The organism is Pseudomonas sp. 10S5, from assembly GCF_035019745.1.
Classification (GTDB): Bacteria; Pseudomonadota; Gammaproteobacteria; order Pseudomonadales; family Pseudomonadaceae; genus Aquipseudomonas.
Window position 1 is genome coordinate 61,416 of sequence record NZ_JASJVL010000007.1, and the last position, 20,935, is coordinate 82,350.

Annotated in this window: 19 protein-coding genes and 1 pseudogene; 6 read left to right on the forward strand and 14 right to left on the reverse strand. The window is 57.1% G+C overall.

Annotation, left to right across the window (positions count from 1 at the left end):
- Window positions 1–311: 311 nt before the first annotated feature.
- Entirely contained in the window at window positions 312–1,559 is a 1,248-nt protein-coding gene (locus QN378_RS09215) for an MFS transporter (RefSeq protein ID WP_323546730.1), read from the forward strand.
- 37 nt (window positions 1,560–1,596) lie between these two features.
- Here the strand turns inward: QN378_RS09215 and QN378_RS09220 are convergent, their stop codons facing one another.
- The 6 genes from QN378_RS09220 to QN378_RS09245 all read right to left on the reverse strand — a co-directional run bounded on the left by QN378_RS09220 (window position 1,597) and on the right by QN378_RS09245 (window position 8,197).
- Complete coding sequence (locus QN378_RS09220; RefSeq protein WP_323546728.1) at window positions 1,597–2,526, reverse strand: alpha/beta hydrolase; 930 nt, start codon at window positions 2,524–2,526, stop codon at window positions 1,597–1,599.
- 62 nt (window positions 2,527–2,588) lie between these two features.
- Window positions 2,589–3,530 carry a choline ABC transporter substrate-binding protein gene (locus tag QN378_RS09225; RefSeq protein WP_322205468.1) on the reverse strand — a complete coding sequence of 314 codons (942 nt, stop codon included), beginning with the start codon at window positions 3,528–3,530 and terminating at the stop codon, window positions 2,589–2,591.
- A gap of 237 nt (window positions 3,531–3,767) precedes the next feature.
- Window positions 3,768–5,972, reverse strand: a complete 2,205-nt coding sequence (locus QN378_RS09230) for a xanthine dehydrogenase family protein molybdopterin-binding subunit (protein WP_322205469.1) — start codon at window positions 5,970–5,972, stop codon at window positions 3,768–3,770.
- The gene (locus tag QN378_RS09235; RefSeq protein ID WP_322205470.1) at window positions 5,972–6,958 is read right to left on the reverse strand and encodes a xanthine dehydrogenase family protein subunit M; all 987 of its coding nucleotides are present in this window, start codon (window positions 6,956–6,958) and stop codon (window positions 5,972–5,974) included. Before QN378_RS09235 ends, QN378_RS09230 begins: the two co-directional genes overlap by 1 nt.
- Complete coding sequence (locus QN378_RS09240) at window positions 6,955–7,488, reverse strand: (2Fe-2S)-binding protein (RefSeq protein WP_322205471.1); 534 nt, start codon at window positions 7,486–7,488, stop codon at window positions 6,955–6,957. The genes QN378_RS09235 and QN378_RS09240 overlap by 4 nt, the downstream gene beginning before the upstream one ends.
- A gap of 160 nt (window positions 7,489–7,648) precedes the next feature.
- Entirely contained in the window at window positions 7,649–8,197 is a 549-nt protein-coding gene (locus tag QN378_RS09245; RefSeq protein WP_323546652.1) for a DJ-1 family glyoxalase III, read from the reverse strand.
- A 256-nt stretch (window positions 8,198–8,453) separates the two neighbouring features.
- Between QN378_RS09245 and QN378_RS09250 the strand changes: the two genes are divergently transcribed.
- The 4 genes and pseudogenes from QN378_RS09250 to QN378_RS09265 all read left to right on the forward strand — a co-directional run bounded on the left by QN378_RS09250 (window position 8,454) and on the right by QN378_RS09265 (window position 12,213).
- Window positions 8,454–9,749 carry an NCS2 family permease gene (locus QN378_RS09250; protein ID WP_322205473.1) on the forward strand — a complete coding sequence of 432 codons (1,296 nt, stop codon included), beginning with the start codon at window positions 8,454–8,456 and terminating at the stop codon, window positions 9,747–9,749.
- The gene (gene trmA / locus QN378_RS09255) at window positions 9,746–10,834 is read left to right on the forward strand and encodes a tRNA (uridine(54)-C5)-methyltransferase TrmA (protein ID WP_322205474.1); all 1,089 of its coding nucleotides are present in this window, start codon (window positions 9,746–9,748) and stop codon (window positions 10,832–10,834) included. Before QN378_RS09250 ends, trmA begins: the two co-directional genes overlap by 4 nt.
- 41 nt (window positions 10,835–10,875) lie before the next feature.
- Window positions 10,876–11,225: pseudogene (locus QN378_RS09260) on the forward strand (neutral zinc metallopeptidase); the annotation flags it as partial.
- Window positions 11,226–11,229: 4 nt separating this feature from the next.
- Window positions 11,230–12,213: an alpha/beta hydrolase gene (locus QN378_RS09265; RefSeq protein ID WP_322205475.1), complete on the forward strand. Its 984-nt coding sequence runs from the start codon at window positions 11,230–11,232 to the stop codon at window positions 12,211–12,213.
- A 132-nt stretch (window positions 12,214–12,345) separates the two neighbouring features.
- Here the strand turns inward: QN378_RS09265 and QN378_RS09270 are convergent, their stop codons facing one another.
- The 3 genes from QN378_RS09270 to QN378_RS09280 form a co-directional block, all read right to left on the reverse strand.
- Window positions 12,346–12,939 (reverse strand): HAD family hydrolase, encoded by a 594-nt coding sequence (locus QN378_RS09270; protein WP_322205476.1) that lies wholly within the window; start codon window positions 12,937–12,939, stop codon window positions 12,346–12,348.
- Window positions 12,936–13,805 carry an acyl-CoA thioesterase II gene (gene tesB, locus QN378_RS09275; protein WP_323546649.1) on the reverse strand — a complete coding sequence of 290 codons (870 nt, stop codon included), beginning with the start codon at window positions 13,803–13,805 and terminating at the stop codon, window positions 12,936–12,938. The genes QN378_RS09270 and tesB overlap by 4 nt, the downstream gene beginning before the upstream one ends.
- A 148-nt stretch (window positions 13,806–13,953) precedes the next feature.
- Window positions 13,954–14,523: a GNAT family N-acetyltransferase gene (locus QN378_RS09280; protein ID WP_322205479.1), complete on the reverse strand. Its 570-nt coding sequence runs from the start codon at window positions 14,521–14,523 to the stop codon at window positions 13,954–13,956.
- 354 nt (window positions 14,524–14,877) lie between these two features.
- Here QN378_RS09280 and QN378_RS09285 point away from each other — a divergent pair, with 354 nt between their 5' ends.
- Window positions 14,878–16,116, forward strand: a complete 1,239-nt coding sequence (locus QN378_RS09285; protein ID WP_322205480.1) for a TIGR03862 family flavoprotein — start codon at window positions 14,878–14,880, stop codon at window positions 16,114–16,116.
- 33 nt (window positions 16,117–16,149) lie between these two features.
- On the opposite strand, the gene QN378_RS09290 is transcribed toward QN378_RS09285, so the two are convergent.
- The 5 genes from QN378_RS09290 to QN378_RS09310 all read right to left on the reverse strand — a co-directional run bounded on the left by QN378_RS09290 (window position 16,150) and on the right by QN378_RS09310 (window position 20,809).
- On the reverse strand, window positions 16,150–17,484 hold the full coding sequence (locus QN378_RS09290; RefSeq protein ID WP_322205481.1) for a DEAD/DEAH box helicase: 1,335 nt from the start codon (window positions 17,482–17,484) through the stop codon (window positions 16,150–16,152).
- 39 nt (window positions 17,485–17,523) lie between these two features.
- A complete protein-coding gene (yedA, locus tag QN378_RS09295; protein ID WP_323546646.1) occupies window positions 17,524–18,468 on the reverse strand; it encodes a drug/metabolite exporter YedA in 945 nt (314 codons plus the stop codon).
- 199 nt (window positions 18,469–18,667) lie between these two features.
- Window positions 18,668–19,279 (reverse strand): 3'-5' exonuclease, encoded by a 612-nt coding sequence (locus tag QN378_RS09300; protein WP_322205483.1) that lies wholly within the window; start codon window positions 19,277–19,279, stop codon window positions 18,668–18,670.
- A 52-nt stretch (window positions 19,280–19,331) separates the two neighbouring features.
- A complete protein-coding gene (locus QN378_RS09305) occupies window positions 19,332–19,811 on the reverse strand; it encodes an NYN domain-containing protein (RefSeq protein WP_322205484.1) in 480 nt (159 codons plus the stop codon).
- A 167-nt stretch (window positions 19,812–19,978) separates the two neighbouring features.
- Complete coding sequence (locus QN378_RS09310) at window positions 19,979–20,809, reverse strand: DUF2076 domain-containing protein (protein WP_322205485.1); 831 nt, start codon at window positions 20,807–20,809, stop codon at window positions 19,979–19,981.
- Window positions 20,810–20,935: the final 126 nt, after the last annotated feature.

Here is a 20,935-nt window from a genome sequence, read left to right on the forward strand (position 1 = left end):
GATTGTGACGACAGACCGAAGTCATCACCAGCTGCCCCCAAGGATAGGAGTGCTGGGTGTTGGCATTGTTCTGTAATCATTTCGCAACGCGGGGATTTCAGTAGATCAGGTCTATAGCACCGCATGGCACCTTGATCCAGATCAACCATGGATCAAAGAGTAGACCTATTTGAGGCATGAACTGTGCGGTTGATTGTCGCGTGGCGAGTTGTCTCACTCTGTTACAAGAGGTACGACAACCTTAACCGCCGCAAACAAATGTTACAGAACACATGCTAGTCTCGCCGTTCACCGTCGAGGCCGCGTTACTAATGCCCAACCAAGAACCGAAGTTATTGCGTCAACATCGTCCGTTTTTGGCGTTTTGGTTTGCACGGATTTTCACCGCCAGCGGCTTTCAGATGCTCAGCGTCGCCATCGGCTGGAATATTTATCAATTGACCGACAACGTACTGGATCTGGGGCTTGTGGGCCTGGTTCAGTTCATTCCACGGGTTATTTTCATGCTGCACACCGGGCATGTGGCAGACCGTTATGACCGACGCAAGGTTGCATCGATGTGTCAGGCGGCTCAAGCGTTGATCGCACTGGCGCTGTTCATCGGCAGCAGCACCAGCACCATCACCCCGACAATAATCTTCATTCTGTCGTTTTTGCTCGGCGCAGCCCGTTCGTTTGAAATGCCAACGACCCAAGCGCTGCTGCCCTCCATTGTGCCCAATACGCTGTTCCCGCGAGCGGTGGCCGCTGCGCAGTCGGCTCAACAATCGGCGACCATCGTTGCGCCCGCCCTCGGCGGTTTTTTGTACGCCTTCGGCAGTTCTTGGGTCTACGGACCGACCGTGGGGCTGTACATCATTGCCTGCGTACTGATGTTTAACCTGCCTGCGCGTCAAACGCCGTTGAATACCGGCAAAGCAACGCTGGATTCATTGCTGGCAGGCATTCGTTTTATCCGCAGCCGTCCGGACATTCTCGGTGCGATTTCTCTGGATTTGTTCGCGGTGCTGCTGGGTGGTGCTACTGCGCTACTGCCGGTATTTGCCAAAGACATTCTGCTGACCGGGCCGTGGGGCCTCGGCCTGCTGCGTTCGGCGCCAGCAGTGGGTGCTTTGCTGATGTCATTCTGGCTGGCGCGATTCTCGGTAGACCGCAACGTGGGTCGAGTGATGTTCACTGCGGTGGGCGTGTTCGGCGTGGCTACCATCGCCTTCGGCTTGTCGACGTCGTTCTGGTTTTCCTTGGCGGTGCTGGCAGTACTCGGCGCGGCGGACATGATCAGCATGGTGATTCGCGCCTCGTTCGTTCAGCTGGAAACCCCCGACGAAATGCGCGGCCGGGTCAGCGCAGTGAATGGCTTGTTCATTGGCGCATCCAACCAGTTGGGCGAATTTGAATCAGGCCTCACCGCACACTGGTTCGGCACTGTGCCCGCCGTTGTATTGGGCGGACTCGGTACGCTAGTGGTCACCGGGACGTGGATCAAATTGTTCCCGACATTGGCCAAGCGTGATCGGATGCGGGACATCGTGGTGGAGCAGGAGAAAGAGGCCGTTTAGGTTTTTTTGAGTTTCGGGGAGTGCTTTTGGGAATGTCTTAGGCCAAAAACTTTCTTAGGGCGACCAAAAGCTCTTCATATAACGTGTCTACCTCTGCAGCTTTGCCTTTGGCGCGTAAGCAGCCATGGACCAAGCCTGTGCCCAGATAAAACTCACTCGACACCTGCGCATCCTTGAGTGCTTGGTGATAGCAAACGCCATCGTCCCGCAACGGATCGTATTGAGCCGAAGCTATGAATGCCGGGGCCAATCCGCTGAAATCGCTGGCCATCAACGGCATCGCGTAGGGCAGTTTTTCCTGATGACGATGGGTCAAGTACAGCGCTCGATAACATTCCAGATCGTTATTGCTCAGCAGCGGCGCATCCGCACACTCGGTGCGTGACGGTAGGTCCGACGCCCCGCCCAACCCCGGATACAGCAATGCTTGTCCTTTGGGCTGAGGTTCACCGCTATCACGCAACGCTAAACAGAGCGCCGCTGCCAGGTTACCGCCTGCGCTGTCCCCGGCAATAGCCAGCCTCTGAACGTCTACGCCCAAGCTGCTGGCCTGTTGCTGAATGGCTCGCCAGACTGCCAAACAATCATCGAACGCCGCCGGGAATGGAAACTCCGGAGCCAAACGGTAATCCACCGCGATAACTACTGCGCCCAAATCTGACGCCAATGCGCTGGTCAAAAAATCGTGGGATTGAAGGTCGCCCACTACCCAGCCGCCCCCGTGCAGATACACCACGCATGCCCAGCCATTTGCAGGCGCTGCCCCCCCAGGTTGATAACAACGCACGGGCACTTCGGCGAGGCAAAAATCAGTAACATTCAGACCCGCTGGTCGTTCAGGAGTAAAGGCACGGCACATGCGCGAATAGGCTTCACGCATGCCGTCGATGTCGGGGGTTGTGGCGGTAAAACTGAGGGTCTGCGCGACAAATTCGGCCATCGCGGCAGACAAAACATAAGAAGAGATCATGCGGACTCCAGCCCCGCCCAACAACAGGGCGGGGCCGGGCAACTGCGAGGGCGTTGGCGTTATTGGCTGAGGCTAAGTTGCAGGTTTTTGGCTGCGTCCTTGCCATCGAAAGTAGTGACACCGGCCAGCCAGCGTTGCACGTCTTCCGGATGATCACGCAACCATTGCTTGGCCACGTCGTTTGGCGCCTTGCGGTCCATGATCGGCACCATTAACTGGCTTTCCTGTGCAGCGTTGAACGTAAGATTACTCAGCAAGCGGCTGACGTTAGGGCACCGCTGAGCGTAATCCGGTGCCGTAACGACCGATACGGTAGCGGCACCTTCGTTCGGACCGAACACATCTTCACTGCCACTCAAGTAAGCAATTTTCATGTTGATGTTCATGGGATGCGGGGTCCAGCCGACGAACACGACCCATTCATTGCGCTTGATCGCCCGCGATACGGCAGCAAGCATTCCGGCTTCACCCGACTCGACCAGCTGGAAACCTCCGAGGCCGAACTGGTTGCTATCGATCATGGCTTTGATGGTTGAGTTGGCCCCGGTGCCCGGCTCGATGCCGTAAATCTTACCCCCGAGCTTGTCTTTGAATTTTGCGATATCGGCGAAGGTTTTGAGGCCGCCAGCAGCTACGTAGTCAGGCACAGCAAGGGTCGCTTGTGCATCACTCATGCTAGGTTTTTCAAGCACCTTCACCTGATTGGCCGCGATAAACGGTGCGATATTTTTATCCATGGCCGGTTTCCAGTAGCCAAGGAACACGTCCAGTCGCCCGTCCCGCATCCCACCAAATACAATTTGCTGCGCCGCACTGGTCTGTTTGACCTGATACCCCATGTTCTGGAGCAACACTTCAGCCACCGCACTCGTGGCAATTACATCCGTCCAGTTGACCACGCCCATGCGCACATTTTGGCAAGCCGCAGGCTCGGCCGCCATCAACGCCGTACTGCTCAATATCAACACACCACAACTGATATGACGGATAAATTTTTTCATGCATGCTCCCTCGGGCTGGCTGATTTTTTTATGTGCAGCGCGGCGATCGAACGTCGCCGTGATGGACCAAATTACCCAGCAGCCCGGGGAACAAAACGCCTCTATGCGACCTGCATTTGCACCCTAGCGACATTAAGCAACACACAAGCGCTGCAAAAACCCACTGGTTAGTGAAGGGGTCGAGGCGGCGGCCTGAACATGCCGCCTCGCGAACAACTTCTCTCCTGCAAAGGGTGCCTACATAAGCTTATCCAAGGTAATCGGGAAGTCGCGAATCCGCTTGCCCGTGGCATGGTAGATGGCGTTCGCAACTGCGGCGGCTACGCCACAGATCCCGATTTCACCGACCCCTTTGGAACCTAGCGCATTTACAATGTCGTCATTTTCCTCAACGAATATCACCTCGATCTGACCAATATCCGCGTTCACTGGAATGTGATATTCAGCCAGGCTGTGGTTCATGGTTCGCCCCAGGGTGTGGTCGGTCTGCGCTTCCTCGTGCAATGCCATGCCGATGCCCCAGACTACACCGCCGAGAATCTGACTACGCGCCAGCTTCAGATTGATTACCCGCCCAGCCGCAATGGCACTGACCACTCGACTGACATGCACCGTGCCCAAATCTTCATCTACCTGCACCTCGACGAACACTGCCGAATGCGTCGCAGTGGCATAGGGTTCGCGCTTGTTTTCGTCAGGTTTGGCGTCGACCTGAACCTCCAGCTGTTGTCCAGGAAGGCTGCACACGACTTGCGCCAATGAAAGCCGATGCTCACCCCAGTGAAGATAGCCTTCGGCTACCGTCACCTGATCAGCAGCAACCGAATCTAACGCCGGGTTTACCCTGCGAGCCGCTTCCAACAGTTTTTCTCGAAGTGACTCACACGCTTGCTGCACCGCCGTGCCTACTGATGAGACGGTGAATGAGCCACCTTGCAGAGGCGCCGTGGGCAGCGATGAATCACCTAGTACAAACGTAACGTTTTCCAGCGCCACCCCGGCGCTGGCCGCCGCGATTTGAGTCATGACGGTGTAGGTGCCAGTACCGATGTCAGTGGTTGCGCTGCTAACGGTCAATCTGCCGTCAGCGTCAATCTGCGCCTTGGCACTGGCCTTCATTTGCAGTGACTCCCAGACGCCGCCGGCCATTCCCCAACCGATCAGTTGCCGACCATTGCGCATGCTGCGGGGTTCAGGATTGCGCTGGTCCCAACCGAAGCGCTCCGCGCCCTGGGCATAACAGGCTCGCAGTTCTTTACTGGAATAGGGTTTGTCTTCGTTGCCGTTGCGCTCGGCGAAGTTGACCAGGCGCAACTGCACCGGGTCGATAGCCAGGGCGCATGCCAGCTCGTCCATGGCGCATTCAAGGCCGTTGACGCCTAACGCAGCACCAGGGGCACGCATATCCAGCGGGGTGTAGACGTCCAGTGGTGCCAGCTTGTAGGTCAACTCAACGTTGTCGCAGGCGTAGAGCATGCCGCTCCATTCCACAACGTGCTCGGTGAAATCTTCGAACCGCGAGGTCTGGCCGATTGCATCGTGTCCCACCGCTACCAACCGGCCATTGGCAGCAGCGCCCAGACGCAGGCGCTGCAAAGTGCGCGGGCGATAGCCGAACGTAAACATCTGCTGGCGAGTCAGGGTCACTCGCACGGAACGCTTGAGCTCCAACGCCGCCATCACCGCCAACGGCAGCTGATATTGCGGGCGCAACCCCGAGCCAAAGGCGCCTCCGACAAACGCCGCCAAAATCCGTACCTTGTCCTTTTCCAGCCCAAAGACTTTTTGCACGTAGCTCTGGCAGTTTTGCAGGCCTTGGGTTTTGTCGTGAATCTGCAAGCTGCCATCAGCTTGGTAAAGCACCGTCGAGGCGTGGGGCTCCATTGGGTTGTGGTACTCGTTCGGCGTGCTGTAGTGAACATCGACGCTGAGTGCTGCACCGGCCAGCTCTGCCTTGAAACTGCCGCGTGGTTTGGGCGTTTCGGCGGGCGCGGTGTATGCCTCATCTTGCGCGGCCAACAAATCAGTTTCGTGCGGTTCGCGGGCGTATTCGATGCGAATCAAAGAACCCGCATAGCGCGCCAGTTCCAAGGTATCGGCGATCACCAACGCTAATGGCTGACCGCTATAAAGGACACGGTCGTTATATAGCGGGCGAAACGGAGCACCCTCGGCGGCGTCAGCATCGTCATAGTCTTTGTCGTAACTGGCGAGCTTGGGTCGATTGCGATGGTCAAGCACCTTCACCACGCCCGGGACCTCCAGCGCTGCCGAGGCGTCAATGTTCAACACCCGACCTTTTGCGATGGTGCTTGATACCACGCTGCCGTGTAGCAGGCCGACTTCTGAATACTCACCTGCATAACGCGCTTGGCCCGTGACTTTCAATACGCCATCGACGCGGTCCAGCGCTTGATCCATTGGGGACGAAGTAGTGTTCATCAGGCGTGCCCTCCTGCAGCGGCATTTTCAAGGGCACGAATGATTGCGCGGCGTGCCAATTCAATTTTGAATCCGTTATGTTCCAGCGGCTGCGCATGCTTTAGCAGGGCGTCGGCGAGTGCAGTGAAATGCTCTGCCGTCGCGGTTTCACCAATCACCAACGCCTCGGCCTCTTGATCGCGCCACGGTTTATGCGCCACACCGCCTAACGCCACCCGTGCATCGAGAATCACGTCGCCGTCCATCTCCAGCGCCGCTGCAACAGACACCAACGCAAAGGCGTAAGAGGCTCGGTCTCGAATTTTCAAATAACTACTGTGGGCAGCGAAGCTTTCAGCGGGAAGCTCGACAGCAGTAATCAATTCATCACCGGCCAACTGGTTGTCGCGCTCGGGCGTGTCGCCTGGCAGCCGGTGGAAGTCGGCAAAATCCAAGGTGCGCTCGCCATCCCGGCCTTGTACATGCACAACCGCTTCCAGCGCCGTTAGTGCTACACACATGTCTGACGGATGAGTGGCAACGCATTCGTCGCTGGCGCCCAGGATCGCGTGAATGCGGTTTAAGCCCTTTCTTGCGGAGCAACCGCTGCCCGGCTCGCGCTTGTTGCAAGGCACCGTTGCGTCATAAAAATAGTAACAGCGGGTGCGTTGTAACAAATTGCCACCGGTAGTGGCCATGTTGCGTAACTGCGGCGATGCCCCGGCGAGCAGCGCTTGAGAGAGCAAGGGATAGCGCTGCTCAATCTGCGGGTGCCACGCCAGATCGGCATTACTTACCAGTGCGCCAATCAATAGGCCGCCGCCAGGGATGTCATGGACTTCCCGCAGGGGCAACCCAGTTATATCGATCAAATGCTCCGGGCGTGAGACGTTTTCTTTCATCAAGTCCAGCAGGTTGGTACCGCCCGCAATAAATCGCGTGGCCGGACCTGCCAAATTGATCGCTTGAGCCACGTCGAGCGGCTTGCTGTAGTTAAACGGATTCATTCGTCAGCCCCTCTGTGCGGGACGATGGGCTGCTGCGGGCGCAACTGCGGCAAGGCTTCTTCGACAGCTGCAAGAATGTTGCTGTATGCACCACACCGGCACAGATTGCCGCTCATCATTTCCTGAATCTCGGCCGAGCTGTGAGCGCGACCTTCATTGGCCAGCCCTACAGCGGAGCAGATTTGCCCAGGCGTGCAATAACCGCACTGAAACGCATCGTGTTTGATGAAGGCTCGCTGCATCGGATGCAATGTATCGCCTTGGGCTAGCCCCTCGATGGTGGTCAGCTCGGCGCCATCGCACATGATTGCCAGCGTCAGGCACGCATTAATGCGTTTGCCATCGCGCAACACCGTACACGCACCACATTGACCATGGTCACAACCCTTTTTGGTGCCGACCAGGTCCAAGCGGTCGCGCAGCAAGTCAAGCAACGTAGTCCAAGGTTGCACATCAAGCTGTCGTATTTGGCCATTGAGAATCAGACGGATCGCGTGGCCAGCGAAATCCGTTTGGGGTGTCACGCTCATGGGAACCTCACGATGGGTAGCTGCAGCGCAGTTTGTCCGCGTCTTGGTTTTACGACTTCGTGAGATTGGCAACGTTCAGGCGGGAGTGATGGGCGTCAGAATCAGAAGTGGGTATTTGTAGGAGTTGGCTTGCCAACGAAAGGGTAAAGCGAACTACGTATCAACCCAGCATTTTCAAAACCGCCGCCCGCCTTCCCTTCCCGCAGAGAAGTTCAACCAGCACCAAAGCAAACTCCAGCGCCGCCGTAGAACCCTGGGCGGTGATGCAATTACCATCTACCACCACCGGCTGGTCAATAAACACACAACCCGATAGCCGACTGCTCACGTCGGGGTGGCAAGTCATACGTCTTTGTTTAAGCACTCCGTAGCCTTGCAACGCAACCGCAGGCGCTTCACCGATAGCAGCAAACAAAAAACCGGCTTTCATCTGTTCGACCAGTCGTTGGGCTAGCGGCTGATAAGCAGCCAGGTGCTCAGCGCCAGGCATACCGCCGGGCAGGACTATCAAATCAAAGGGTTGCGCCAAGACATCGACTAACATGGCATCGGCGGTTATACGCGTTCCGCGTGCGGCGGTCAGCATCCGCCGCGACTCGATACTGGCGACAACCACTTCAACTTCGGCACGGCGCAATACGTCAATCACGTTCACGCTCTGCAGGTCATCAATGCCGTCCGCGACGACTATCAAGGCACGTTGAGTCATCTAAAACTCCTTTGTGGTAGTGCTGTGAGAGTAGTCAGCTTTTGTGACCGGGTCGCTATTAAGTGTCGATAGTGCGCATGGCCGGCTTCCTGCATGTTTTACGCTGAACATCTGCCGGCAGCCATCCACTCGGGCGGCTGGTATGATGCGCGGCTTTTTCCGACACGCAGAAAATGTACGGGCACATTCAACAGCCTGTGCTTTGCTGCATTAGTCGATTCATTTACGGCGCAGGATGCGTCATGGGGAGCTAGACATGCTGGAAAGGCTGTTCCAACTCAACGCACACAATACGAATGTGCGTACCGAAATTCTTGCGGGCGTCACCACCTTCCTGGCCATGGCCTACATCCTGTTCGTCAACCCGAGCATCCTCGGCGAAACCGGCATGGACAAAGGCGCAGTCTTCGTCGCAACCTGCCTCGCCGCAGCCATTGGCTCGGCCATCATGGGCTTTATTGCCAACTACCCGATCGCCCTTGCACCGGGCATGGGCCTAAACGCTTTCTTCACCTACACCGTGGTCCTGCATATGGGCCACACCTGGCAAGTGGCGCTGGGCGCGGTGTTTATCTCGGCAGTGATGTTTTTCATCCTGTCGATCTTCAAGATTCGCGAATGGATCATCAACAGCATCCCGCTGCCGTTACGTTCGGCAATTGCGGCGGGCATCGGCTTGTTCCTGGCACTGATCGCCTTGCACAACGCCGACATCGTGGTGTCCAACCCGGCAACCATGGTCGGCATGGGGGATCTCGCGAAACCGGCACCCATTTTCGCGACGCTGGGCTTTTTCCTGATCGTGGCGCTGGAAGCCCTGCGGGTGAAAGGCGCGGTGTTGATCGGAATCCTGGCGGTGACCATTGTTTCCATCGCATTCCACTTCTCACCGTTTGGTGGCGTGATGTCGATGCCGCCTTCGCTGGCCCCGACCTTCCTGCAACTGGACATCAAGGGCGCGCTGGACATCGGTCTGTTCAGCGTGATCTTTTCCTTTTTGTTCGTCGATCTGTTCGACAACTCCGGCACCCTGATCGGCGTCGCCAAGCGCGCCGGTTTGATGGGCAAAGACGGCTACATGCCGAAAATGGGTCGCGCGTTGGTGGCTGACAGCACCGCTGCCATGGCCGGTTCGCTGCTGGGCACCTCGACCACCACCAGTTACATCGAGTCAGCCGCAGGCGTCAGTGCCGGGGGCCGTACCGGTCTGACCGCCATCGTCGTCGCGATTCTGTTCCTGCTGGCGCTGTTCTTCGCTCCGCTGGCCGGCAGCGTTCCGGCTTACGCCACCGCCCCGGCGCTGATGTTTGTCGGGGTATTGATGATGTCCGGCCTGGCCGAAATCGAATGGGATGACATCACCGTTGCCGCTCCAGTGGCGATCACCGCACTGGCGATGCCGTTTACTTTCTCGATTGCTAACGGTATCGCTCTAGGCTTTATCTCTTGGACTGCGATCAAGTTGCTGTCTGGCAGGGCGCGTGAGCTGAACTCGGCGCTGGTAGTGCTTTCGATTTTGTTTGTGATCAAGTTGGGCTGGTTTAACGCATGAGTGTTTCTTTCGACCCCGCGAGCTATAACCATCAGTTCGCAGAAAAAGCTACGCGCTTGCGTGAACTACTGGCGCCGTTCGATGCGCCAGAGCCTCAATTGTTCGAATCACCGCACGAGCACTATCGGCTACGTGCGGAGTTCCGTCTGTGGCGCGAAAACCAGCAGCGCTTTTATGCGATGTTCGCGCCGGGAAACAACCACACGCCGATTCTGATTGACGATTTCCCCATCGCCAGCCAGCGTATCAACGACTTGATGCCCTTGCTACGCGAACGCTGGGAGGCTAGCGCAACGCTGAACTTCAAGCTATTTCAGGTGGACTTTCTGACCACCCTGGCAGGCGACGCGATCATTACGCTGTGCTATCACCGCCCGCTGGATGAGGTCTGGCAGGTAGCAGCGGAGACGCTCGCCGCCGACCTTAACGTCAGCGTGATTGGCCGATCGAAAGGCAAGCGCATTGTGATCGGTCGCGATTATGCGATCGAAACGTTGGAAGTGGCCGGTCGCACTTTTACCTATCAGCAGCCAGAAGGCTCGTTCACCCAACCCAACGGCGCAGTTAACCAGAAAATGCTCGGCTGGGCTTACGACGCCCTAGGGCAACGTGATGACGATTTGCTTGAGCTGTATTGCGGCAATGGAAATTTCACTCTGCCGCTGGCGACTCGGGTCCGTCATGTATTGGCGACCGAGATCAGCAAAACCTCCGTCGCAGCTGCATTGAGTAATCTTGATGATAACGGCGTGACGAACGTCAAGTTGGTGCGATTGTCCGCTGAAGAGCTGACGGAGGCTCTGAACGACGTACGTCCTTTCCGGCGTTTGGCGGGCATCGACCTGAAAAGCTATGCGTTCGGCAGCATTTTCGTCGACCCGCCCCGCGCGGGCATGGACACCGACACGTGTGAACTGGCACGCCGTTTTGAACGCATTTTGTACATCTCCTGCAACCCGCAAACCCTCGCCGCCAACATTACGCAGCTGCACGACACCCACCGCATTGAGCGCTGTGCATTGTTCGATCAGTTTCCGTATACGCCGCATATGGAATCGGGCGTGCTATTGGTCCGCAGAACTTAATCTCTGATTGTTGCCTCATTGCCCTATCACTGCAGGACGTTCATGTGCAGACATTGCTCGAAATTTCAGCGAAGATTCAAATCGTGCGGCGACGCGGTGTTGCATTGAGGCAGCAACGGCTATTAGTGCGTTCGGATCTGCAACTAGACTGTCTTGAAGGTCTCTGGGCCTAAAACAGACAAAAGCGTTTGAATTGGTTGAAGCCGGGTGATATTGAAGAAGTCTTGAATGCCAGCCCATGGCGATGACTGATTGCAACAACAGAGTCAGTGCCTGTCGTGCCCGACTCTTTCACTCACACACCTCGGCACAGCGCGTGCGCTGGTTCAAGTCCGGTTTTGCCCAGGGACAAATCAATCAGTGCGAAACCTTCTCCGCAAAGAGCCTTTAATCACATGATAAAACCGTTATTGGTCCTGTTGTTGAGCACCCTTCTGAGCCTTACGGCGAACGCAGCGGATCAGGCGGTGAGAGCCTTAAGCCCCGAAAGGCTGGCCATCAATGGCAGCTTGGCAACCATCGGCCTGAGCAAACAATGGAAACAACCGCAGCCCGGCACGCGGCGGGCGGTGATTATCATCCACGGCCGGTTGCGCAATGCTCAAACGTATTTGCGCAGCGCCGAGAAAGCGTCCTATCGCTCCGGGCTGCGTAGCTCAACCCTGCTGATTGCACCGCAGTTTCTGGACCACAAAGATATTGTCAGTCACCACCTACCGGACGTGATTCTACGATGGCACAAGGATGACTGGATGGACGGCAGCGCCGCCACCGGTCCTGCGCCAGTGAGCTCGTTTACGGTTATCGATGAAATCTTGCTGAAACTCAGCGACCGAAAACTGTTCCCGAACTTGCAAGAAGTCGTGATTGCCGGTCACTCCGGCGGCGCTCAGGTGGTGCAACGTTATGCGATGGTCGGCAAAGGCGGCGTAGAACTGGAAAAAGTCGGTATCAAGTTGCGTTATGTCATCGCAAACCCTTCGTCCTACGCTTATTTCAGCCCGCAGCGGCCTGAACCGGTAAACGCGACGACATGTCCCGGGTTCGATACCTGGAAGTTCGGCATGAACAAGCTACCGCCGTATGCTGGCAAACAAACCGCCGAGCAGCTCGAAGCCACCTATGTTAGCCGTGACGTTACCTACCTGCTCGGGGAACTGGACACCGATGTCAACCACCCGGCCTTGGATAAAACCTGCGCCGCTGAAGCTCAGGGCACACAGCGTTTGATTCGCGGACACAACTTCTTCAGCTACCTGCAAAAGCGCCATCCCGAAGGACTGAAGCAGCAAATGATTGAAGTCCCAGGCGTAGGCCACGACGGCGACCTGATGTTCACCTCGCCCGAAGGTCAGGCCGCCTTGTTCAGACAGCTCTGAGGACCAAGACGCGACCATCGGTCAAACCTTTGTAAGAACCAACTTGTAGGCCAAGCGGGATGCCACGCATACCGCATCAGGGCCAAGGCCAACAAGTTGGCTCGTACACATCGCCTCATTTGATAGTCACGGTTAAATCGCCAACATCCCACGCAATGCGATGCAATCAACCGCGTACCAATCGGTTAATTCTGGCCACGGGTTTTCCGGCAGATTGACCAATACGGTCTGTGCGCCCGCCGCGCGGCCGCAGTCGAGGTCGAAGCGGTAATCGCCGACCATGACCATCTTCGACGGTTCGACATTCCAGCCTTGTGCCAGCTTCAGCAGTCCACCGGGATCTGGTTTCGGTGGCGCTTCGTCACGGCCAAGTACGTCGTCAACGGCAAAACAGTCGGCCAAGCCAATTGCCTCAAGCGTTACGTGGGCCAATTCACGGGCATTGCGAGTGAGGATGCCAAGACGGTATCCGCGCGCCGCTAACTCACGCACCAGTGCTACCGCGCCGGGCGCGGGTTGCGAGGCCAGCGCCAATTCACGCTCGTGCTCCAGCAGCCACGCATGCTTGGCGGCAGACACATCAGACGGCAGGGCAGCAAGGTGGCTGAGAATGTCGTCTTGCAGCGGAATGTCCAGCGCACGCTTGATTGCCAGAAAGTCATGCACGGCGAGGGTCAGGGTGCCGTCCATATCGAACACCCAGTGCCGAACCTGTTGAAGACTCATGCCCAGTCCTTGCGATGACGAATCAAGCCTTCCTGACATACAGATGCCACCAACTGCCCGGCGCGATTGTAAACACTGCCACGACTGAATCCGCGAGAATTGCCAGCCCAAGGGCTGTCCATGGCGTACAGCAGCCAATCGTCAGCACGCAGGTCTGCGTGGAACCATAGGGAATGATCGAGGCTGGCGATCTGCATGTCTTTCTGAAACACCGACTTGCCATGGGGTTGCAGGGAAGTCGTCAGCAGGTTGAAGTCCGAGGCGTATGCCATCAAGTATTTATGCAGCGCAGGTATGTCGAGCAAGCTGCCGTCAGCGCGGAACCAGACATACTTCACAGCTTCGGTCGGGGCGGGGTTATAGGGGTCAATGTCCGTCACCGGTCGAAATTCGATAGGTTTGGGGCACAGCAGTTTTTCACGCAACTTTTCAGAAATCAGGGGCGCGCGCTGCTGGGTCAACTCCAGTTCGGAAGGCAAGTTCTCAGGCCCGACGACGTCCGGCATCTGAGTTTGATGCTCGAAACCCTTTTCGTCGTACTGAAAAGAAGCGCTGCACGTAAATATAGGTTGGCCCTTCTGAATCGCCGTGACCCGACGGGTGCTGAAACTGCCGCCATCACGCACGCGATCCACCTGATACACCACCGGCAGCGCTACGTCGCCGGGGCGCAAAAAATAACCATGCAGCGAATGCACATGGCGTTCGTCTTCCACTGTCTGGCTCGCCGCCGACAACGATTGGCCCAGCACTTGACCGCCGAACAATTGACGAAAACCAAGGTCTTGGCTGCGCCCGCGAAAGAGGTTTTCTTCAATCGGCTCCAGGGTCAGTAGCGCAACCAGATCATCCAACACTTGGCTCATTTGGGAATTCCTCACACAAAAACAATGCTGCGCCTTCAGGGCGGCGGCGAACGGTTCCATCAGCGGCAACGGGCAGTGAACTCAGAGCTCATCCCAGACTGCGGGGTCAAGCCGCAAATGATACAGAAATTGTCAGCGTGAACCGTATTCATCCTTGCAACGTTTGCAGCCACTGTTGCCGGGTTATTCGGTAGAGCACGTGGGGCTTCAACGGATTGCCACGAACCAATGTCGGGTGATCAAAGTCGTCAGCTGAATTACGCTGCATGCCAATGGCTTGCATGACTTTTTGTGAAGGCAGATTGAGTTCGGCGGTAAACGACACGATTTCGTCCAATCCAAGGCGATCAAAACCGCATCCCAGCGCGGTCCAAGCGGCTTCGCTGGCATAACCCAACCCCCAGTGTTCACGCGCCAGGCGCCAGCCAATTTCCACCGCAGGGGTGAAATGTGCTTCAAACCCCACCACGCACAATCCGGTAAAACCAATAAACGCTCCGGTATCCTTGCGTTCAAGCGCCCATAGGCCAAACCCCAACTCCGCGAAATGGCCACGCACACGACCGATTAGCGCCGCGCTTTCCAGACGGCTCATAGGTTCCGGAAAATAGCGCATTACCTGGGGATCGGCGCACATCGCTGCGAATTCGGGCAAATCATCATCGCGCCAGCGACGCATTAGCAGTCGCGGGCTGTTGAGTTCGAAAATCGGCTCCATCGGCTTACCCCCCCTGACTCACCCAAGTCCCGCCGTATTGTTCTCTCGCTCAACCGCCCTCATCTCCGACAATGCAGGCAACATCAGGTCTTCGACCTCGAATAAGCTACAAAATGTCCATGCCGCTCATCTACCGTGCCGATTACGTAAAATAGCGCCTATGACGACGGCGCAACTGCCCACATTGGCGGTGATAACGGAGCGAATTCTTGCAGGGCCTTATGACATTGGAGCTAGTGTTGCCTGATTTAGGTCAATCACAGGTGACGCCCAGGATCGTTCATTGCGAGGCGCTTAAAAGCGTGGACGTCCTCGGGTAGAATGCGCGGCTACTTCGCTGATCCACAGTGCACCATGACCTCTACCCATTCAGCAGTCCCCCTTACAGTCGCGATCATCGGTGGCGGCCCTGCTGGACTGATGGCGGCTGAAGTTTTGAGCCAAGCGGGAATCAAGGTCGATCTGTACGACGCTATGCCGTCGGTGGGTAGAAAATTTCTGCTGGCAGGCGTCGGCGGCATGAACATAACCCATTCAGAGCCTTACCCGGCGTTTCTCGCTCGATACGCTGAACGTTCGCCATTTATTGCACCACTGCTGCAAAGTTTTGGCGCTGACACGTTGCGCGACTGGATTCATCAGTTGGGCATCGAGACCTTTGTTGGCAGCTCCGGTCGTGTATTCCCCGCCGACATGAAAGCCGCGCCGCTTTTGCGCGCCTGGCTCAAGCGCTTGCGCGACGCGGGCGTGGTGATCCACACCCGCCACCGCTGGCTGGGCTGGAACGCCGATGGCAGTCTGCGAATCGCCAATGCTGAGAAGGAGCAGAAGATCAAACCGGACGCGCTGCTCCTCGCCTTGGGCGGCGCTAGTTGGGCGCGTCTGGGTTCCGATGGCGCATGGTTGCCCTTGCTCGAACAACAAGGCATCGCTATGAAGGCTTTGCAACCCAGCAACTGCGGGTTTGAAGTGACGGGATGGAGCGAGTTACTGCGCAGCAAATTTTCAGGCGCACCGCTGAAGAACATTGCTATCGGATTACGCGGGCAAATACCGCGCTTGGGCGAATGCGTTGTGACCGCGACGGGCGTCGAGGGCAGCTTGATTTACGCGCTGTCAGCGCAGATTCGGGAGCAGATCAATCAGCAGGGATTTTCCACCGTGGAGATTGACCTGCTGCCAGGAAAAAACATCGACAACATCCAGGCCGCGCTGACGAAACCGCGTGGTTCGCGTTCGATGTCCAAACACTTGCACGGCCAGCTAGGGATTGATGGCGTGAAGGCGGCTTTGCTGCGCGAATTGGCGCCAGCTGAGGTCTTTGCAGACCCACTGCTGTTGAGCCAAACACTGAAAACCCTGCCGCTGAAACTGGTTAAACCGCGCCCCCTCGATGAAGCCATCAGCACCGCAGGCGGTGTTCCTTTTGAGGCGCTGACCCAAGAACTGATGCTCAAACACTTGCCAGGTGTGTTCTGCGCGGGCGAAATGCTCGACTGGGAAGCACCCACCGGTGGCTACTTGTTGACCGCGTGCTTCTCCAGCGGCCAAGCGGCCGGGCTGGGAATAGCCCGCTGGCTAAAGCGCTTGTAGGGGTTCTCGGCAGCTACTCTGTCACCAGCGAAATTAAGGCTTTTTCTTGCGCGGGCCGGTGTTGAACACGGGCACTTTGCGCACGGCTTTGACTGCAGGGATGTCGGCCGCCTTCTCGTTGCTGTCGACCCATTTACCCAGGTTGCGCTTGGCGCCACCCGGTACTTTGGGTTTTTTGGGCTTCTTGGGTTTTTTCAGGATCTGGCCGCTGGCGTCAGTGGCTGGCACCCGATGTTCCGGCTCAAAGTCCTGCTCTTCGTGGCGATCCAGCGTCTGACGAGTCAGAGTTTCGATGGCAGAAAGCAATTCAACTTCATCGGCGCAAACGAACGAAATGGCTTCGCCGGTAAGCCCGGCACGACCGGTGCGGCCGATACGGTGGATGTAATCTTCGGCCACGATGGGCAGGTCGAAGTTGACCACCGTTGGCAGGTCTTCGATGTCCAGACCACGAGCAGCGACGTCGGTGGCCACCAGAATCTTGACCTCGCTGGCCTTGAAACGGTCCAGCGCACGCTGGCGGGTGGCTTGGGGTTTGTCGCCGTGAATACCGTCGGCATTGATACCGAGACCTTGCAAACGCTCGACCAATTGATCAACGCCAATGCGGGTCTTGGCGAACACCAATACCTGACCCCAATGCTGCTTTTTCAGCAAATGAATAAACAGCTCGGTCTTACGTTTCTTGTCGACCGGCACCACCCACTGCTTCACTGAGCTGGCGGCGACGTTACGCGGGCTGACTTCAATGGTCAGCGGGTCGTCGAGCATCTGACCTGCCAACTGACGAATCGCATCAGAGAAGGTCGCCGAAAACAACAGCGTCTGGCGGCGTTTCGGCAGCGCGGCATAGATGTCGCGCAGCTCTTCGGAGAAACCGAGGTCGAGCATGCGGTCGGCCTCATCCAGAACCAGAATTTGCAGTTGGTTGAATTTCAGCGCTTTCTGCCGATAAAGATCAAGCAGACGACCCGGTGTAGCCACCAATACATCCACGCCGCTGCGCAGCTTCATCATTTGCGGATTGATGCTGACGCCGCCATACGCCGCGTAGGTTTTCAGCGGCAGGTTTTCGTTGTACTGCTCAATGTTTGCGTGAACCTGCTCGGCCAATTCGCGAGTTGGCACCAACACCAGCGCCCGTACCGAGTTGGCGGCTACTTTCGGGCCTTCCATCGTCAAGCGCTGCAGCAAAGGCAAGGCGAAACCGGCGGTCTTGCCGGTTCCGGTTTGAGCGGCGGCCATCAAGTCGCGGCCAGCCAGCACCGGCGGAATCGCCTGAGCCTGAACAGGCGTCGGAGTCTGGTAGCCGAGGGCCGTAACGGCACGCAACAGGGGTTCGATCAGGCCGAGAGTGGCGAATGTCATGGGGATACCGTAGAGGAAATTCAGCGCAAGGCGCGCAGTTTACCCTGTCCGCACCGATCCAGCCTGCTCCTGTTCCGTTTCCAGCGGCACGGGCTGTGGCTGCGATCGCTTGCGCCACTGAGGTAAGCCGATCAACACGACAGCGCTAATGATCACCGCCATGGCCAAACACTCTTCGATACCGATATGTTCACCGGCAAAGAGCATACCCAACAGCACCGCCACCGCCGGATTGACATAGCAATAACTAGTCGCGGCCGCCGGACGGACGTTTTTCAGCAGGTACATGTAAGCACTGAACGCGACGATGGAACCGAACACCACCAGATACGCCAAAGCGCCCCAGCCTGCAGCGGGCGGCATCTGTTCCAGGCGCTCACCGCGCAAGGCACTGGCTAGCAATAACGCGCCCCCGGCCACAATCATCTCTGCCGCGCTGGCCATGGGGCCGGGTGGCAAAGGCAGGCTTTTGCTCCACACCGAGCCGAACGCCCACGAGGCCGCCGCGAAGATCACTAATGCGGCACCATAAGGGCTGGATTGCAGGTTAGAACCCATGTTGAGCAAACCGATGCCGATCAATCCAAGAAAGATGCCCGCCCATTCCAAACGCGTGTTGCTGTGCCCCCACAGCAAGCCAAACAGGAGTGTGAACAACGGCACCACAGCAACAGACAGCGCCGCAACGCCTGACGCTACGCCTGCGTGCTCGGCCAGTGTAATACCGCCGTTGCCGCAGCCCAGCAGCAGAAAGCCGATCACTCCCGCCGCTCGCCATTGCTTCCACGTAGGCGCAGGAGCGCCGCGAAAACGCAGGAAGGCATAAAACAGACCGCCCGCGATCGTGAACCGAATCCCGGCCAGCATCAGCGGCGGCCACGACGCGACACCAATGCGGATCACCAAATAGGTCGATCCCCAAATCACGTAGAGGGCAAAGAAGGCTCCGATTAAAATCAGAGGAAAACGGCGAGAAGTCGGCATGGCGTGCTTTTAAGTCCTTTTTAGAGTGACTTATCTTATGAAAGCAACACATCAAATATAAGGAACAAAACCTGTTTATCTAGGCCATACAGTTTTCAAAGCACGGATCATTGGCTTATAAACTGTGTTTTCGAAAGATGCAGGCAGGCGCATGCCGCTGGGCCATCTGGACGTGAATGGCAAAGCGATAAGCCTGTGCTCAGAACCCGCGTTGGCGTTTGAGGGCTTCGCTGATCTTTGCAGCCGGAACTTTCTGCAGCGTACACAAAAACTGATGGGAAACCCCGGAAATACCGTGGGTCTGACGCAATTCGTTGGCCAAGTGCACGGTCAAGTTGGCGGCCATTTCGGCATCGGCCATGGCCCGGTGAGCCTTGCCGGTGTGGGGCAGTTTGGCCCAGGTCGTCAGGGTGCCAAGCTTGTGATTCGGCGCGCTTGGCATCAAGCGCCGCGCCAGCAGCATGGAGCAGGCAAAACTCTGCTCGCGATTACGCTGAATCCGCGACAACTCGTAATCCCAGAACTTCTGGTCGAACGAAGCGTTGTGCGCCACCAACGGTGTGCTGCCGACGAATTCTGCCACCTCCTGCATGACCTCAGTCGCAGGGGGCGCCGTGCGCAGCATGCTATTGCTGATCCCGGTCAGCGCTTCGATAAACGCCGGAATACGCACACCAGCATTCATCAGGCTTTGGTAACGCTCGACAATGCGCCCTTGCTCCATGATGACCACCGCAATTTCAGTCGCCCGACAGCTGTGGCTCGGGGAAATCCCGGTGGTTTCAAAGTCGATGACTGCAATACGTTCCAAACCTGGCCCAACCCTTCAGAAATCCAATAACAAAAAAACGGCTTTCAGACGCTTAGCTTCTTAAAAGAAACGCGCCTTCAATCGGCACATAACGGCTGGCGGCGCGAATCAGCGAATTGGCAGTCAACCCCGGCACGCCATAGGCAATTGCCTCGACCCCATGCTTGCTGATGATGCGCTCTAGCAGCAGATCAAAGTCGCCATCACCGGAAGCCAATACCACTTCATCGACGTGAGGCGCGACGTCCATGATGTCGATAGTGATGCCCACATCCCAATCACCCTTGGCCGAACCATCGCTGCGCTGAATGTACGGTTTGAGTTTTACCGTGAAGCCAAGGTTGCGCAAAATTTGCTGGAATTGCTGCTGCTTGCTGTCGCCACGGTCGATGGCGTACGCATAGGCTTCGACGATCTGCCCGCGCTGGCTGATATCGGCCCACAGGGCGGCATAGTTGAAATGGCAACCATGGGCCTGGCGTACGGTGTAGTAGAGGTTCTGTACATCGGCGAACACAGCAATTCTTTTCACCGGATATCCTCTATGGCGCAAGCGCGCGAGCTGGCAGCAGCGACCCAGAAATTGAATCGGCGCTCAGTATGCCAGTTTGAGGACGGTTTTGAAGCGCTGAGGGAAGTCAATAAGCGATCAGCTACCCAAGCTGGGGGCAGCTGATCTTTAGCAATCAGACAGCCGGATCAGACGTAGGAATCGTCGTCATCGGAAAAACCACCACCGTCGTCGCCGTAGCTATTGTCGGCAAACCCACCGTTTGGATCGTTATTACCAAAAGAGTCGTTACCGCTCACGCGCTGGTTATCGTTGCCCCAACCGTTGTCGCCGCCATTGGAGTTGTTGTCATTGCTGCGGTTCGGCTCCTGAATGACTTCAACAATTTCCTGCGGCTGCTGGTTGTGATGGAACATGCTACTGATGCCTTCCGCCAGCATCACACCACCCGCTACGCCGGCGGCGGTTTTCAATGCGCCACCGAGAAACCCGCTGCCAATCGGCGCGGCAGCCGCTGCTTGCGGCTGGTATTGACCCTGAGGCGGACCGTTGTAGTTGCCTTGCGGGGCGTTGTTGTACGGAGGCGGGCTCTGAGAAGGCCCGGACTCACGCCAGCCGCCAGACGATTGCTGAGGCGATGCCGGCCGCGGCTGCGAGAACGACGACTGTTGGGCTTGTGGCGCAGGATCACGGGAGCTGCCGAAAATACTCGACAGGAAACCACCGCTGCTTGGCGCTGGCGCCGACTGAGCCTGTTGCAGCTGGGCTTGGGTCTGCTGCAGTTGGTTTTGCAGTTGAGCCACTTGCTCGGCAAGCTGCTTGCTTTGTGCATCGAGCTGCTTGATCGCGGCTTCTTGCACCAGAATCGTCTGCGTCATGTAGTACGGCAGAGCCGGCTGCTGAGTCAGATGTTCCTTGATCCGTGCTTCAGCCTGGGTGTCACGGGGGGCTGAATCCGCTTCGGCTTGTCTCAATTTCGAGAAAAGACCATCGATCAGGGTTTGCTCTTCGCTGTTCATGGCGACCTCGTTAGATTGCCGTTAAAAAACATCGTCTGGCCAAAATGGGACAGGCGTATCCAAGGTTATGGGGCTGAACTGCACCGTTTCAATAGATCGCTCAAAATGTTACCGCCTCCACACTGA